14 protein-coding genes are annotated in these 15417 nt (G+C 64.8%); 9 read left to right on the top strand and 5 right to left on the bottom strand.

The window, feature by feature from the left end; genetic code table 11:
• The first annotated feature begins 410 nt into the window (after positions 1 to 410).
• From IEY68_RS05205 to IEY68_RS05185, 5 genes are all read left to right on the top strand, one after another.
• Positions 411 to 1850: a cytochrome P450 family protein gene (locus tag IEY68_RS05205; RefSeq protein ID WP_229718623.1), complete on the top strand. Its 1440-nt coding sequence runs from the start codon at positions 411 to 413 to the stop codon at positions 1848 to 1850.
• A gap of 177 nt (positions 1851 to 2027) precedes the next feature.
• Entirely contained in the window at positions 2028 to 3788 is a 1761-nt protein-coding gene (locus IEY68_RS05200; protein WP_156426244.1) for an AMP-binding protein, read from the top strand.
• A gap of 16 nt (positions 3789 to 3804) precedes the next feature.
• Positions 3805 to 4779 carry an acyl-ACP desaturase gene (locus IEY68_RS05195; RefSeq protein WP_229718622.1) on the top strand — a complete coding sequence of 325 codons (975 nt, stop codon included), beginning with the start codon at positions 3805 to 3807 and terminating at the stop codon, positions 4777 to 4779.
• A 14-nt stretch (positions 4780 to 4793) separates the two neighbouring features.
• A complete protein-coding gene (locus IEY68_RS05190; RefSeq protein ID WP_189094062.1) occupies positions 4794 to 5054 on the top strand; it encodes an acyl carrier protein in 261 nt (86 codons plus the stop codon).
• A gap of 65 nt (positions 5055 to 5119) precedes the next feature.
• Positions 5120 to 6121: a ketoacyl-ACP synthase III family protein gene (locus IEY68_RS05185; protein WP_058855438.1), complete on the top strand. Its 1002-nt coding sequence runs from the start codon at positions 5120 to 5122 to the stop codon at positions 6119 to 6121.
• Positions 6122 to 6242: 121 nt separating this feature from the next.
• Here IEY68_RS05185 and IEY68_RS05180 read toward each other — a convergent pair whose 3' ends face one another.
• The gene (locus IEY68_RS05180) at positions 6243 to 6527 is read right to left on the bottom strand and encodes an aminotransferase class IV (protein ID WP_156426245.1); all 285 of its coding nucleotides are present in this window, start codon (positions 6525 to 6527) and stop codon (positions 6243 to 6245) included.
• Positions 6528 to 6766: 239 nt separating this feature from the next.
• Complete coding sequence (locus tag IEY68_RS05175; RefSeq protein ID WP_058855440.1) at positions 6767 to 7342, bottom strand: CGNR zinc finger domain-containing protein; 576 nt, start codon at positions 7340 to 7342, stop codon at positions 6767 to 6769.
• 103 nt (positions 7343 to 7445) lie between these two features.
• On the opposite strand from IEY68_RS05175, the gene IEY68_RS05170 reads away from it, so the two are divergent.
• Positions 7446 to 8618, top strand: coding sequence for an epoxide hydrolase family protein (locus IEY68_RS05170; RefSeq protein ID WP_058855441.1), 1173 nt, complete (start codon positions 7446 to 7448; stop codon positions 8616 to 8618).
• Between the two features lie 26 nt (positions 8619 to 8644).
• On the opposite strand, the gene IEY68_RS05165 is transcribed toward IEY68_RS05170, so the two are convergent.
• Both IEY68_RS05165 and IEY68_RS05160 read right to left on the bottom strand, forming a co-directional pair.
• Positions 8645 to 8812 carry a hypothetical protein gene (locus IEY68_RS05165; RefSeq protein ID WP_156426246.1) on the bottom strand — a complete coding sequence of 56 codons (168 nt, stop codon included), beginning with the start codon at positions 8810 to 8812 and terminating at the stop codon, positions 8645 to 8647.
• Positions 8813 to 9112: 300 nt separating this feature from the next.
• On the bottom strand, positions 9113 to 10114 hold the full coding sequence (locus tag IEY68_RS05160; RefSeq protein ID WP_058855442.1) for a helix-turn-helix transcriptional regulator: 1002 nt from the start codon (positions 10112 to 10114) through the stop codon (positions 9113 to 9115).
• 62 nt (positions 10115 to 10176) lie between these two features.
• Here IEY68_RS05160 and IEY68_RS05155 point away from each other — a divergent pair, with 62 nt between their 5' ends.
• The 3 genes from IEY68_RS05155 to IEY68_RS05145 all read left to right on the top strand — a co-directional run bounded on the left by IEY68_RS05155 (position 10177) and on the right by IEY68_RS05145 (position 12941).
• Complete coding sequence (locus IEY68_RS05155) at positions 10177 to 10764, top strand: DinB family protein (protein WP_058855443.1); 588 nt, start codon at positions 10177 to 10179, stop codon at positions 10762 to 10764.
• On the top strand, positions 10761 to 11222 hold the full coding sequence (locus IEY68_RS05150) for a VOC family protein (RefSeq protein WP_058855444.1): 462 nt from the start codon (positions 10761 to 10763) through the stop codon (positions 11220 to 11222). Before IEY68_RS05155 ends, IEY68_RS05150 begins: the two co-directional genes overlap by 4 nt.
• Positions 11223 to 11342: 120 nt before the next feature.
• Positions 11343 to 12941, top strand: coding sequence for a serine hydrolase (locus IEY68_RS05145; protein WP_058855445.1), 1599 nt, complete (start codon positions 11343 to 11345; stop codon positions 12939 to 12941).
• A gap of 7 nt (positions 12942 to 12948) precedes the next feature.
• Here the strand turns inward: IEY68_RS05145 and IEY68_RS05140 are convergent, their stop codons facing one another.
• Positions 12949 to 15339 (bottom strand): ATP-binding cassette domain-containing protein, encoded by a 2391-nt coding sequence (locus IEY68_RS05140; protein WP_058855446.1) that lies wholly within the window; start codon positions 15337 to 15339, stop codon positions 12949 to 12951.
• Positions 15340 to 15417: the final 78 nt, after the last annotated feature.

Genomic DNA, 15417 nt, shown 5'->3' with positions numbered 1-15417 from the left:
AACGAGTACAGTCCTCGCGGTGCCCAACTCGGTTCGTGCGACGCTTTTGACCGACACGGCCGGTCGGTGCGTCGCCATGGCGGCTGCAACAATCGTCGACGGCCGCACGGGTGCAGGTCCCGCGATGTGTTGACGTTCGACCGGAGGAGCCGTCGTGATCGCAGTGCCTCAACTCGGAGATCACCGGCTTCTCGTCTGATCCCGCGCGGCCCGCGCGATCCCGTGCGTTGATGGTCACGGTCGGTTGAAGACGCGATCGGGATACTCGCCTCCGCGTCCTCTCGTGAATAGCGATTCGGATGCGGCTGGGGCGCGCGAGCCCGACCTCATCGGGAATCCCTGCGGCTCCGCCCACGCGAACCGTCTACCGGAGCGGCGAATTGGTGTTGTGCACAATATGATTCAACGCAGTGCAGCAGAACTTCCAGCAGTCACTCATCCACTCGTCGCCACAGGACCAGGTGCCCGAGCCGAAGCTCACGATGCCCACCGAGCGGCTAGAATGCCGTCCCGGCGGCACTCACCGAGCGCTCGGGACGCTGCCGGCAATCTGCTCGTCCGCGCTCCCTATCGAACATGTAGTAAGTCAGATCCAAAGGAGTACTTCTTTGCAATTTCAGCAGGCCCCGCCCGACGCCGCGATCCATCCGGCCAGTACCGCCGAGGGCCCCCGCGAACCGCTCTGGAGCGAGCAGTTCGCGGCGGATCCCCAGGGGGCGTACACGCGTATGCGTCAGCGTTACGGGACGCTAGCGCCTGTCGAGATCGCGCCGGGCATTCCCGCGACACTGGTTCTCGGTTACCACACGGCGGTCAAGATCCTCAATGAGCCCGACCGTTTTCCGGCGGACCCCAGGGTATGGCAGGCCAGCGCCCCTGCGGATTCGCCGATCATGCCCATGCTGGAGTGGCGTCCGAACGCCGTGCGTTCCAGCGGAGTGGCCCATGCCCGGTACCGCTCGGCGACCGTCTCCGCACTCGACGGGGTTGATCTGCATGCGCTGCGGGTGATCGTCGCGGAAACCGCACGCCCGATCATCAACTCGTTCTGCGAGGATGGAAGGGCCGACGTAATCGGCCAGTACGCACTGCCATTGATGTTCGGCGTGCTCAACGGCATGCTGGGGTGTTCACCTGATATCGGTGCGCGAGTGACGCAGGGGATGGTGATGATATTCGATTCGACGGATGCCGATGCCGAAATGGCCAATGCGATGATCGGCGAGGCGATGATCGAGCTCATCGCGATGAAGCGCACCCAACCCGGCGATGACATCACCACCCGGCTGCTGCAACATGAGGAGGCCGGTCTCACCGATGAGGAATTGATTCACGCGCTGATCACGTTTTACGGCGCCGGCATCGAGCCGCCGCGTAACCTCATCGGCAACGCACTGCTGATGATGCTGACCGACCCTCGGTATGAAATAGGGCAATCCGGTTTCCCGCCCTCTGCCCGGGCGGCCCTGGACGAAATACTGGTGAAGGACCCGCCATTCGCGAACTATTGCATGAGCTATCCTCGGCAGCCCGTGCTGATCGACGATGTCTGGCTGCCCCCGAATCAGCCGGTGCTCATCAGTATTTCCGCCTGTAATAATGATCCGGCGGTCAATAACGGTGACTATCTCAACAATCGCTGGAATCTCGCCTGGGGTGCAGGCCCGCATTCCTGTCCCGCGCAGTCGCCCACGATGCTGATTGCGGCCGATGCGATCGACCAGTTGCTGGACGCCCTGCCGGAACTGCAGCTCGCACTCCCGGCGGAGCAGCTCGGCTGGCGTCCGGGCCCGTTCCATCGCGCGCTGGCGTCGCTACCGGTCGTCTTCCCGCCCACCCCGAAGCTCTAGCTGCGCATACACGGCCACCTAGGGTCCGAAATCTACTGTCATCCAAGGTCATTGGACAAACAGTGGTACGATCGAGCCACTCAATCTGAATCCAGCCGCGAAGACGGGGCTGGCTCGGCGTGCTCGAGGTGGTCGTTATGGGGCAGTTCAGCAGATCAACAGCGAAGTCGCCAGACGTTGTCCCGTCGGTTGCGGACCGGCTCGCGGGACAACGGAATTGGTGCGGGCGGCGATAACATGACTATATCATCGGTCTGGACCAAACCCACCCTGGGTGAGGCGCTGGATTCCCTCGCCGCGAGTGCTGCATCAAGTAATCAGGATATCCGCTTTCCCGACCGGCCCGGTGGTGACGAACGGATCAGCCTGGTCGAGCTGGCAGACGCCTCGAAGCGTTTTGCTCATGGGTTGCTGTCCGGTCCTGAACCCGGTGGTGTGGTGGGGATTCTGCTTCCGCCGGGTCCCGAGTTCCTGATCGCGTGGTTCGGCGTCATACGCGCTGGAAGTGCGGCGACCGTCCTCCCGGTGACTGCGATCCACCCGGCGAAGCAAGCCCTACACCTCAAACAGCTCGTTGACGTGGCCGGGCTGCAAACCGTAGTGACCGGGCCGGAGTACGAATCCGTGGCGAACGAGCTGCGGAAGGCCTGTCCAGGGCTGCGGCTCATCACTGTCGCGGAAAGCACGCCCGGCGCCGGAACGTTGCCGACTCTGCAGCCGGACAGCGCCGCGTTCGTGCAGTTCACATCGGGCAGCACCCGGGCGCCGCGCGGCGTCCTGCTGACCCACGCGAACATCATGGCCGGCCTGACGGGGATCGTGTGCTCAGGAGAGATGACGGCCACTGATGTCTGGGCGCAGTGGACTCCGCTCTACCACGACATGGGCCTCTTCGGCATGATGTCCGGACTGCTGTCCGGGATGCAGGTCAATCTCGTCGCCCCGCAGACTTTCATCCGGCGGCCGGAGCGGTTTCTGCAGGTTCTCGCCGACACCGGCGCCACCATCACCACTGGCCCGAATTTCAGCTATGACCTGATCGCCCGCGTGGCCCGTGCCAACCCTGAGCTGGTTGCGGGACTCGACCTGTCCCGATGGCGACTGGCCATCAACGGTGGAGAGGTGCTCTCGCCGCGAACCCTCGAGGACTTCGACGCCGCGCTCGCACCAGCGGGTGTCGAGCCGTCGGTGATGTTTCCGGCCTATGGAATGGCCGAGGCCACCCTGGCCATCACATTCTCGCAGCCGGGCAGCCGACCCGCCACCCTGTGGGCCGACCGCAATACTCTGGCGGAGAGCGGTGTGGTGCAGACGCTTGCCGCTGGAGATCCCGCGGCTACCGGTCTCGTCTCCACCGGGCGGCCCGTGGTCGGTCTGGAAGTGCGTATCACTGCCGGTGACGGCTCCCAGTGTGCTGAGGATCAACTGGGTGAGATCCAGATCCGCGGCGCCGCAGTGACGGCCGGCTATTACCGAGATCCCGGGTCCACCGCCGAACTATTCGACGGCAGCTGGCTGCGCACCGGTGATCTCGGGTTCTGGCACGAGGGGCAGCTCTACGTCGGCGGCCGGCGTAAGGAAATGGTGATCGTAAACGGCCGAAATTACTTTCCGTCGGATGCCGAACACGTTGCTCGCACGGTGCCGGGTGTTTACCGGGGCCGAGCGATAGCTTTCGCCGACACCGAACACGCGGCGGATGGTCGGATCGGGGAATATGTCGGCTTGATAGTCGAATCCGACTGTCCGGAAACTGATTACCCAGTACTGATCGAGCGGGTTCGCAAGCAGGTGACCGCAGAGCTCGATCTTTCCGCAGTTCGGGTGTATCCGGTTTCGCCAGGCTTTCTTACCCGCTCCACCAGCGGAAAATGGCAGCGCCTTGCGGCTGCGGCGCGACTTGCCGACGAGGATCATACCTACTTGCCGACAGGGTAATTCGCGCATTGCGCGGATGAAGAAGCTCGACAAGGTTGTAGGAGTAGCCATAATGACAGGTACGACGGAAAAGCATGACCTCGGCATAATGACCTATTTGGCGCCGGTCGTCGCGGATAATCTGGACCGGCATCTCAGCCTCACCAAGGAATGGTTCCCGCATCAATTCGTCCCCTGGAGCGAGGGCTCCAACTTCGACGGTCCGCTTGGTGGCGACCCTTGGGAACCGGGTCAAAGCAGGCTGTCCGAACACGCACGAGCATCAATGATCGTGGGGCTGCTCGGGGAGGACAACCTGCCGAGCTATTTCTTCACCATCCTGTCCGCTCACGGAAACGACGGCGCCTGGGCTGAATGGGTGCGTCAATGGTGCGCCGAAGAAGCCCGGCATTCCGTGGTGCTGCGGGATTATCTGCATACTACCCGGGCGGTGGACCCTATTGCGCTGGAACGGGCGCGGATGGCGCATATGGCGAATGGGTACGTCAACGCGCATGAGGGCGACGGGGTGCTGCGCACCATCATGATGCTCAGCATGTCGGAATTACAAGCTCGTGTGGTTCACCGCAATACCGGAATGCTCAGCAACGACCCGATCTGTGACCGCATTATGGCCAGACTGGCAGCCGACGAGAATCTGCACATGATCTTCTATCGAAATCTGGTGGAGGCCGCACTCGAAATCGATCCCGAGGACGCGATGGTCGCGCTCTGCGATGTGATCACCGTCTTCGGCGGACCCGCCCAGCAGATACCGGACTTCACCGCGTTGTCGGACCAATTCAAGAAGGCCGGCGTCTACACCAGCCGCATACATATCGACTCGGTCATCAACCCATACGTGCGCCATCTGCGTCTGCTCGACCGGACAGACCTGGGCCCGGCCGGACGGAAAGCGCAGGACCGGATCGGCCGCTATGTCAACCGGATCGAGTTGGCATGCCGCCGCTTCGAGTCCATGCGCCAGGACCCACAGCCCCAAACGAACTGATCGAGGGAGTCGACTTGCCAAACCCCACCGAACCAGCTGCCGTCGCAGGCGCCGCCGTGTGCGATCTGTTCGCCCAGGAACTGAAGACACCAGTTCAGCTCGATGACGTCATCGAGCAGCTGCCCAATATCGAATCGGTACGGTTCATGCGGATCCTCACCCGTATCGAAGACCACTTCGGGATCGTACTGGACGACGAAGCGGTCTTCGCGGTAGCGACTGTCGGCGAGCTGGCGCAGATCGTCGCGGAACCATCGTCGGGCACACACGCATAATGGGATTACTCGCTGCGATAACCCGATCCACGCAGGCCGAACCCGCCACGCAGCCCACTGCGAGAATGGAGCTTCAGGTTGGGATCGCCGCCGCGACCACCTGCCTGCCAGACCGGCGCGAGACCGCACGGGGCAGCGGAATCGACGAGGACGACGCCGCGATATGCGACCTGGAAGGCTACCGGCGGATTCCCGTCTGCGACGGGAATCCCGTGACGGATCTCGCCGTACCCGCCGCGGTAGACGCCCTGCGGCGCAGTGGTCATCAACCATCCGAGATCGATCTCGTGATCTATGCGTGGCTCGACGATCAGGGTGACGCCATGCCCATTCCGCATACCCGGCTGGCACGGCTGATAGGTTCCCATGAGGCGGTGACGATCGGTATCCAGCAGAAATCCGGCGGCGGCGCCATCGCGCTCGAACTGGCCACCGAATTGCTGAACAGCGGCCGGTACCGGACGGCGCTGGTGGCGACCGGCGACGTGTTCGACCACGACCCGCACACGAGGTGGGTGCTCCACGGCAGCCAGGGCATCCTGCTCGGCGATGGCGCGACAGCCGCGGTACTGGACCTGCGCCCGCGCCCGTTAATGGTCCAGGCCGTCGCCTCGGCGGGGCGGCCGGACACCGAATTGCAGTTCTCCCAGCCATCGGCGACGTCTGGTTCAGAACCCGTGGAACAGGTCCTGAACCCTGCCGCGGTTCCCGCTATGCGGAGTGCGATATCAACCGCCGTCGCCAACGTCCTGAGCACCACCGGGCTCGAACCGGATGATCCCCGGATCCGTTTGGTCGCGTTCAGCAGATTGGGTCGCACCCTGCTACGCCGGGTCTACTATCCCGCACTACCCAAAGGGCTGCCGCGGCCACTCGAATTATCCAGTGAGACAGGACATCTCGGTGCGGGAGACCTGCTCGCCAACCTGGCGCACATCCAGGACAATCGGCTGATGTCGCCCGGTGAGTACGGGTTGCTGGTCAACGTCGGCATGGGTTTCAATGTGACCGCCGCTATCGTGCGGGCCGACGCCGCGGACGCGGAGCAAAGGATCCCGATCAGCTAATGGCCGGAGGCGAGCCGGCGTCGTTGAGCAGCAGGCTCATCAGGCCGACTTCCTGGGCGTACGTCGGCCTGCGTCGTGGAACCTACGCACGATCAGCCGACTGAACGGTGGCGCGCGGTGATCAACCTGCGGCTACCGCAATGCGGCTGATGAACCTGCTGACAATGCCGTCTGCGCTGGTGAAGACGACGTTGTCGAACCCGTTGCGCTGCGCCGTTCGACGCTGGTGCACTGCACCGAACAGCCCCAGATGCTTTATGCGCTGGCGGTCACGGGCGTAGACAGCAGACCGGAGCGTGCGCGGCGGCGGCACGACCGCGCCGACCGGGCGGACCGTCACGCGGATATGCGGCTCCGCTTCGGCGGCGGGATGGCCGAGTTCCAGCCGCGGATCGAAGATCGTCACGCGCGCCACCGCGGTGGAGTCACCGTCGGGTGCATGGCGCACGAGCGAGCGCACCCGGTGGGATCGCGACCCGTAGCATCGCAGATCTGAGCACGTCCCGGAGGTGAGGGCAAGCTGAATGGGGGAGCACCTGGGGACTCAGGCTCGACAGTAGGGTTGGCGTGGTGCCGTTGGGGTGCCCCCAACGCGACAGATGTGTCGCGGACATGAGGCCCACCTGGATGTATCGAAGATGGCGATCACTTTGCTGATCTGGGGTTTTTGCGCTGGTTGGCATTGAAGCGCGCCTTCTTCTGACGATTCCCGCACGTGTTCATGTCACACCATTTGCGGGTGCGACTTTGGCTGGTGTCGAAGAAGGCGGCTCGGCAGGTCGGCGATGCGCACAAGGCTAATCTTCCGTCCCGTTCGCCTGCGATGATGCCGATCGCGTCGGCGGCGATTACACCCAGGGCGTCTTCTACGCAGGAAGCCGAGCTGAGTCGCCATCGACGATTGCGCTCGGGCGTCAGGACAGCCGCCGCCCTGCCCTGAATGCTGCAGTCGTTGATGACTTGGACAGCAGACGCAGGGAGAGCGTCGTGGATCGCGGTCGCTGTCGCGGCGACATGAATTGATTCCCTCAGTTCCCGAGCGAGTTCGAGCTGGGCGGTGGTGCAGGAGTCCACAGCGAGGCCGTTCACTGCCAGCCAGTCGACGAGTCGCTGCGGCGTGGGAATGCGTTCCACAGCGTCGCCGTGCCGCTCCGTCAGCGTCGCCGTGAAGCTGGTCGCAAGCACATTGCCGAGGCGGAAGTCAGGGAACTCAGCGGGCATGGAACCACCTTAGCTGGTTGCTGGCTGACACAGCGGCATGCTAGAACCGTCTTAGCCGGTTCGTGATAGGTCGTAGCCGGTTCCGCAATGACCAGGAGGTCTCATGCCCCGTCCGACCAGCGACGTGCAAGCATTCGAAGCCCACGCGACCGACGCTGACCTCGACGATCTGCGCGCGCGATTAGCCGCGGCGCGGCTACCGGAGGCCGAGACGGTCTATCGCGCCGCGCCCGACCCTCGCCGATGGGAACAGGGCGTTCCGCTCGCCGACCTCGTCGATGTCGTGAAATACTGGCGCACCGGGTACAACTGGCGGTCGTTCGAAGAGCGCCTCAACCGCATCGGCCAGTTCCGCACGACCATTGATGATCTGGGAATCCACTTCCTGCACCGCCGATCCGCGCGCGCGGATGCCACCCCTCTGATCTTGACGCACGGCTGGCCGGGCAGCATTGCCGAGTTCACCGATGTAGTAGACGAGCTGGCAGATCCGAAAGATGCAGACGCGCCGGCATTCCACGTCGTGGTTCCCTCGCTACCGGGCTTCGGCTACAGCGACAAACCGGCCACCACCGGGTGGGGAACCGAAAAGATCGCGGCCGCATGGGTGGAACTGATGGGAAGGCTCGGCTACAACAAGTTCGCAGCCCACGGCGGCGACTGGGGCGGAAATATCACCACCGTCCTCGGCGGCAGGTTCCCGGCGCATGTTCTCGGCATCCACACAACGTTCGCGGAGGCACCGCCCGGGTTGACCACGGACGGGCTGACGGTGGCCGAGCGCAAATGGACCGAGGAAACCCGCGATTTCTGGCGCCGTCGCGCGGCGTACGCGAAGCAGCAGGCGACCCGACCGCAGACCATCGGCTACTCGCTCGTCGACTCACCGGTCGGGCTTCTTGCCTGGATCCTCGACAAGTTCGCTGAGTGGACAGATTCCGAAGATAGCCCGTTCGAGACGATTTCCATAGACCGCGTTCTCGACGACGTCACCCTGTACTGGCTGACACGGACCGGCGCATCGGCGGCCCGCATCTACTACGAAAGCCACAACTCGCTGGACCCCGAACTGCGGGTCGACGTGCCGTCGGCAATCAGTATGTATCCCCGCGACATCGAGAAGTGTCCGCGTCCCTGGGCGCAGGAGCGGTACCGGCAGATCGTCCGATGGAGGTCGCCCGAAACCGGGGGACATTTCCCGTCACTGGAGGTTCCCGAGTATTTCGTCAAAGATCTGCAAGAAGGTCTCGCGGCAGTGCTGGCCGCTGATCGGTGAACGCGGCTGGGTGCCGGCTTCCCCGACTACGCCCGGGCCAGCTGAACGAAGTCCTCGAAAGACACGGCGGGCCCGGCTACTTCACGTCGGCGGCCTGCATTCGATATCGCCCCGGCCGCACCGAGTGCCAACAGTGGCCCGGCGTAGATATCGTCGCCCGCGAGAACCGTCACCTCGCCCGGCACGCTGCTCATTAACCGAGGACAACAGTGGAGCTGATCTGATGCAGTAGGCAGGATCTAGTTGACATAATGTAGATTATCGGCGTTTGAGCGGAAGTGGGTTCTCCGGGCAGACCCCGTTGAACGCACGGCGTTTCGGCGAGCGCGTTCTCCTGTCACCCCGGCGCACAGCTCGGATACCGGCGATGGCTTCGGTATCACCGAAAAGCGCCAGGAAGGGCAGAGTTTCGCCGCACCTTACCACCCACCTCCATTTCGTCACCTGTGATGAAATGGAGGTGGGTGGGACCCGTTCTCCAGGACGTTCTCGGCTCACGAATCTTCCAGACCCGGCCTCGGCGAAATCGTCGCACCAGCGATCAGCAGTCGTTGCGCCAAGGCGTGACAGCGCTGTGCCAGCTCCGGCGGGTCGAGAATTTCGAAGTCGTGTCCGAGCAGGAGCATGTGCAGGAGCACACGGTCGAGATTGTTGTCGGCGCCGCTGCGCACCTCACAGAGTTCGTCGCCGCGGTGTCGTACGACAGCTGCCGAGGCGGGAATCTGCGCACGCACTGTGGCGGCCGGCGCATGGATGAGGAAGCGCGCCCGGTGCGTATAGACACGGCTCGCCACTCCCTCCTGGACGTACGCCGCCGCGGCGGGTGCCGGGCGCGGCTGGTAGCGCCAGGTCCGAGCGGATACATCGGTCATCCGGTCGACCCGGAAAGTGCGCCAATCGTCTCGGTCGAGGTCGTAGGAGAGCAGATACCAGCGGCGGTCCGAGGCGACCAGGCGGTAGGGTTCGACCCGCCGTCGTCGGATCAAGTGCTCGGAGGGGTAGCCGAAGCCGGCCTCGACCTCGTCGCGGCATGCTCTGGCCAGTGTGAGGAGCACCTCGGGGTCGACCGGGGTGCGGGTACCCCCGAAGGACTCCACCGAGCCGGCCAGTGCGCGCACTTCGTGCCGCAACCGGGAGGGTAGGACACGGTCGAGTTTGGTGAGTGCCCGGAGTGCGGCGTCGCCGGAACCGGTCACCGCGTCGCCCGCACCGACGAGCAGGGAAACCGTGACGGCGATCGCCTCCGCGTCGTCCAGCAGCAGCGGCGGCAGATCCTGTCCGGAGCCGAGCCGGTAACCGCCTCCGGCTCCCTGATTGGCATCGACCGAATAGCCGAGGGTGCGCAGCCGCTCGATATCGCGACGTACGGTGCGCGAGGTGACCCCGAGCCGGGTGGCGAGCTCGGGGCCGGTCCAGACCCGGCGTTGTTGTAGCAGACCGAGCAGGGTGAGTACCCGTTCGGTCGTCCCCCGGTCACTATCGCCTGTTCCGTCCACCGGGCCCAGCCTGCCAGAGATAGCGGACCGATCCTGTCCGCTCGCTGTGCGAGGGTGGCCTCATGGATGCAGACGAACTCGACTGGAACACGACATTGCGCGAGCAGTGGGAGTTCCACTGGGACCATCAGCTGCGGGCCCGGCTCACCGGACTCACCGATGCCGAGTACTTCTGGTCGCCGGTGCCGGATGCCTGGAGTGTGCGGCCACGCGGCAGCTCGACTGCACCCGTGCAGGCCGGTGCGGGTGACTTCACGATCGACTTCGCCTTCCCGCAGCCGGTCCCGGATCCCTTCACCACGATCGCCTGGCGGCTCGGCCATGTCGTCGTCGGCGTGCTCGCCGCACGTAACGCGGCGCATTTCGGAGCTGCCCCGGCGTCGTACGAGACGTGGGAGTATGCGGGCAGTGCTGCTGGAGCACTCGACCAGTTGGAGAGCCAACTCGCTGTATGGCTGGACGGGGTGCGCGCGGTCGGCGAGTCCGGGCTCCGGGAACCGGTCGGCGAGTCCGAGCCCTACCCCGACCTGCCCATGGCCGCGCTGGTGCTGCACATCCACCGGGAGCTGATCCACCATCTGTCCGAGGTCTGTCTGTTGCGTGACCTCTACCTGCACACCCACCCTTCCGAGAATGGAGCAACTCGATGAGCCGTCATATCCAGATCACTTTCGACGCTCACGATCCGCGGGCGCTGTCGTCGTTCTGGCGCGAGGTGCTGGGCTATATCCATCCCGGTCCGCCGGGGGTCGAGTTGCCGGCGGGCGCCGACCCTCTCGCGGCGTGGGACGAGTTCCTCGCCCGGATCGGGGTCCCGGAGGATCAGCGCAATACGCGCTCGGCTGTCGAGGATCCGGACGGGCACGGCCCGCGCTTGTTCTTCCAGCAGGTACCGGAGGACAAGGTCGCCAAGAACCGGGTGCATCTCGATGTCCGGGTGGCTCCCGATCTCCAGGGCGAAGAACGGATGGCGGCGCTGGAGACCGAATGCGACCGCCTCCTCGCCCTGGGAGCGACCCGCTTACAGCGTCACGAACCTGCTCCCCCGCTGGAGACCGGCTTCATCGTGATGGCCGACCCTGAGGGCAACGAGTTCTGCCTGGACTGATCCGGGCGGTACTCCTCCCCCGCGACGAGCCGACGCCGTCCGGTTCGCCGATGCGGCGGACCGCTGGGGCTAGGCTCGGACGAACAGGGCTCGGTCAGCGACGACCTCCGGAGGCCAGCAATGCGCAGACGTCGGGTGGCAGCTCTCGGGGTCGCGGCGATCTCCGCCGCGGGTCTGGTGTCGGGGTGTGGCGACCGGGAGCCCACACCGGTGCCGGGAGCTGCCGCACCTTCGACGTCGACTGCGGCGCTGCAGCCCGATCAGGCGGCCGGGGTGGCGATTCCGCGGGGCCGGGTGGAACATATTCTGGGCACCCTCGAATATCGCGCCGAGGAATTGATGCGGACCACGAGCATTCCCGGTATGGCGGTGGCCGTTGTATACGACGGCGAGGTGGTGTACGAGAAGGGGTTCGGGGTTCGGGATGTGGACGGGCGGCAACCGGTGAATACGGAGACGGTGTTCCAGTTGGCGTCGCTGTCCAAACCGGTGGGGGCCACGGTGGTCGCGCGTCAGGTGGACGCGGGTGTGGTGCAGTGGGATACGCCGGTGCGGAGGCCGGCGCCGTGGTTCGCGTTGAATGACCCCTATGTGAGTGATCATGTGACCGTTGGTGACCTGTATGCGCACCGCTCGGGGCTGCCGGAGCACGCCGGAGACAAATTGGAGGATCTGGGTTTCGACCGGGCCCAGATCATGGAACGGTTGCGGATGCTGCCGTTGGCGCCGTTTCGTGATTCGTACGCGTATACGAATTTCGGTCTCACGGCGGCGGCGATGGCCGTGGCGGATGCGGCGAAACAGCGCTGGTCGGCGCTGTCGGAGCAGTCGATCTACCGGCCGCTGGGTATGTCGTCGACCAGTTCCCGGTACGTGGATTTCCTGGCGGCCGGTGACCGGGCGTCGGGGCATGTGCTGGTGGATGGTGAGTATCGGCCGGCCCAGCCGGGCCGTCAGCCCGACGCCCAGTCCCCCGCCGGTGGTGTCAGTTCCTCGGTATCGGATATGGCGCAGTGGATGATGATGGTGCTGGCGAACGGGAAGCACGGCGGTGAGCAGTTGGTGGCGCCCGAGGCATTGTTGCCCGCGGTGTCGCCGCAGTCGGTGTCGTCGCCGCCTAGTGCACCGGATGCGCGGGCGGGTGATTACGGGTTCGGGTTCAATGTGGGTAATTCGGCTGCGGGGCGGGTGGTGTTGAGTCATTCGGGGGCGTTCGATCAGGGTGCGGCGACTGCGATGACCATGATTCCGTCGGCGAATGTGGGGATTGTGACGCTGACCAATGCGGCGCCTGTCGGTGTGCCGGAGACGTTGAATGCGGAGTTCGCCGATCTGGTGCAGTTCGGTGAGGTGCGGCAGAACTGGTGGGAGTTGTATTCGAAGGCGTTCGAGCAGTTGAACGCGCCGGTCGGTGATCTGGTGGGGGCGCCGCCGCCGGCGGCTCCCGCTCCGGCGCGGCCGCTGGAGGACTATGCGGGCAGTTACGACAGCGACTATTTCGGTCCGGCGGCGGTTTCGGTGGACGGTGATTCGCTGCTGTTGACGATGGGGCCGCGCCACGTCGCGATGCCGTTGCGGCATCGCGACGGTGACACGTTCGTCTTTTCTCCCGTCGGTGAGAGTGCGAATCCGGGCAGTGTTTCGCAGGCCCGGTTCGACGGGGACCGGTTGTGGCTGGAGTTCTACGACTCCGAGGGGTTCGGTACGTTCGTGCGCTGATATTCCATCAGGCGCCGACGTAGGCGGCGAGGTGTTCGCCGGTGAGGGTGGAGCGGTCGGCGACGAGGTCTGCGGGGGTGCCTTCGAAGACGATGCGCCCGCCGTCGTGTCCGGCGCCGGGGCCCAGGTCGATGATCCAGTCGGCGTGGGCCATCACGGCCTGGTGATGTTCGATGACGATGACCGATTTTCCGGAGTCGACGAGCCGGTCGAGGAGTCCGAGCAGTTGTTCGACATCGGCGAGGTGCAGGCCGGTGGTGGGTTCGTCGAGGATGTAGATTCCGCCTTTTTCGGCCATTTGGGTGGCGAGTTTGATGCGCTGCCGTTCGCCGCCGGAGAGGGTGGTGAGTTGCTGGCCGAGGCGCAGGTAGCCGAGTCCGACATCGGCGAGGCGGTCGAGGATTTTGTGTGCGGCGGGGATCCGGGCGTCGCCGGATCCGAAGAACTGTTCGGCTTCGGCCACCGACATCTCGAGCACTTCGGCGATATTGCGGCCGCCGAGCGTGTATTCCAGTACGGCGGCCTGGAATCGTTTGCCTTCGCATTCCTCGCAGGTGGATTCGACGGTGGCCATGACGCCGAGATCGGTGTAGATGACTCCGGCGCCGTTGCAGGTGGGGCAGGCGCCTTCGGAGTTGGAGCTGAACAGGGCGGGTTTGACGCCGTTGGCTTTGGCGAAGGCTTTGCGGATGGGTTCCAGCAGGCCGGTGTAGGTGGCGGGGTTGCTGCGCCGGGAGCCGCGGATGGCGCCCTGGTCGATGGTGACGACGTCGTCGCGTCCGGATACCGAGCCGGTGATGAGGGAGCTCTTGCCCGATCCGGCGACGCCGGTGACGACGACGAGGGCCCCGAGCGGGATATCGACGTCGACGTTGCGCAGGTTGTGGGTGTCGGCGCCGCGTACTTCGAGTGCGCCGGCGGGGGTTCGCAGGTTCTTTTTGAGGGTGGCGCGGTCGTCGAGGTGGCGGCCGGTGAGGGTTTTGCTGGCGCGGAGTCCGTCGACGGTGCCTTCGAAGACGATTTCGCCGCCTTCGCTGCCGGCGCGGGGGCCGATATCTACGATGTGGTCGGCGATTTCGATGGCTTCGGGTTTGTGTTCGACGACGAGGACGGTGTTGCCTTTGTCGCGCAGTTGCCGCAGCAGGTCGTTCATTCGCTGGATATCGTGCGGGTGCAGGCCGATGGTGGGTTCGTCGAAGACGTAGGTGACGTCGGTGAGCGAGGATCCGAGGTGGCGGATCATCTTGGTGCGTTGGGCCTCTCCCCCGGACAGGGTGCCGGAGGGCCGTTCCAGGGAGAGGTAGCCGAGCCCGATATCGGTGAACGAGTCGAGCAGGTGTTGCAGGCCTTTGATCAGTGGGGTGACGGTGGGTTCGTCGAGTTCGCGGACCCAGTCGGCGAGGTCGCTGATCTGCATGGCGCACAGGTCGGCGATGTTTCTGCCGTTGATCTTGGACGATAGCGCCTCTTTGGTGAGGCGGGTGCCGCCGCATTCGGGGCAGGTGGTGAAGGTGACGGCGCGTTCCACGAAGGCCCGGATATGCGGCTGCATGGCGTCCACGTCTTTGGACAGGAACGATTTCTGGATTCTCGGGACGAGTCCTTCGTAAGTGACGTTGATGCCTTCGACCTTGATTTTGGTGGGTTCTTTGTAGAGCAGGTCGTGCAGCTGTTTCTTGGTGAACTTCTTGATCGGCTTATCGGGGTCGAAGTAGCCGCAGCCGCGGAAGATGCGGCCGTACCAGCCGTCCATGCTGTAGCCGGGGATGGTGAGCGCGCCTTCGTTGAGAGACAGGGTGTCGTCGTAGAGCGCGGTGAGGTCGAAGTCGGTGACCGATCCCATCCCTTCGCAGCGCGGGCACATTCCGCCGAGGCGGCTGAAGGTCGCTTTTTCGGCGACGGTTTTCGCGCCGCGCTGGACGGTGATGGCACCGGTGGCGGTGACCGACGGCATATTGAAGGAGTAGGCGTTGGGTGAGCCGATATGTGGGTCGCCGAGCCGGCTGAACAGGATGCGCAGCATGGCGTTGGCGTCGGTGGCGGTGCCGACGGTGGAGCGTGGGTTGGAGCCCATGCGTTCCTGGTCGACGATGATCGCGGTGGTGAGGCCTTCGAGGAGGTCGACGTCGGGGCGGGACAGGGTGGGCATGAAACCTTGCACGAAGGCGCTGTAGGTTTCGTTGATCATCCGCTGGGATTCGGCGGCGATGGTGGCGAAGACCAGGGAGCTCTTACCGGAGCCGGAGACGCCGGTGAACACGGTGAGCCGTCGTTTCGGGATCTCCACGCTGACGTCTTTGAGGTTGTTCACGCGCGCGCCCTGGACCCGGATCAGGTCGTGGCTGTCGGCGGTGTGTGTGGCGGACGCCCGCGTACCGGTCTTCGTGGCGCTGCTCATCTGTCTCCCTCTGGTGTGGTCGCGGTCGTCGACGGCGTCGAGCGGTCGGGTGTGCCACCGGCCCGTCCGGTGGGGTGG

This window comes from Nocardia jinanensis (assembly GCF_014645735.1).
In the GTDB taxonomy this organism is placed as follows: Bacteria; Actinomycetota; Actinomycetes; order Mycobacteriales; family Mycobacteriaceae; genus Nocardia; species Nocardia jinanensis.
Note: the sequence above shows the minus strand (reverse complement) of the source record. Positions and strands in the feature narration are given on the sequence as shown.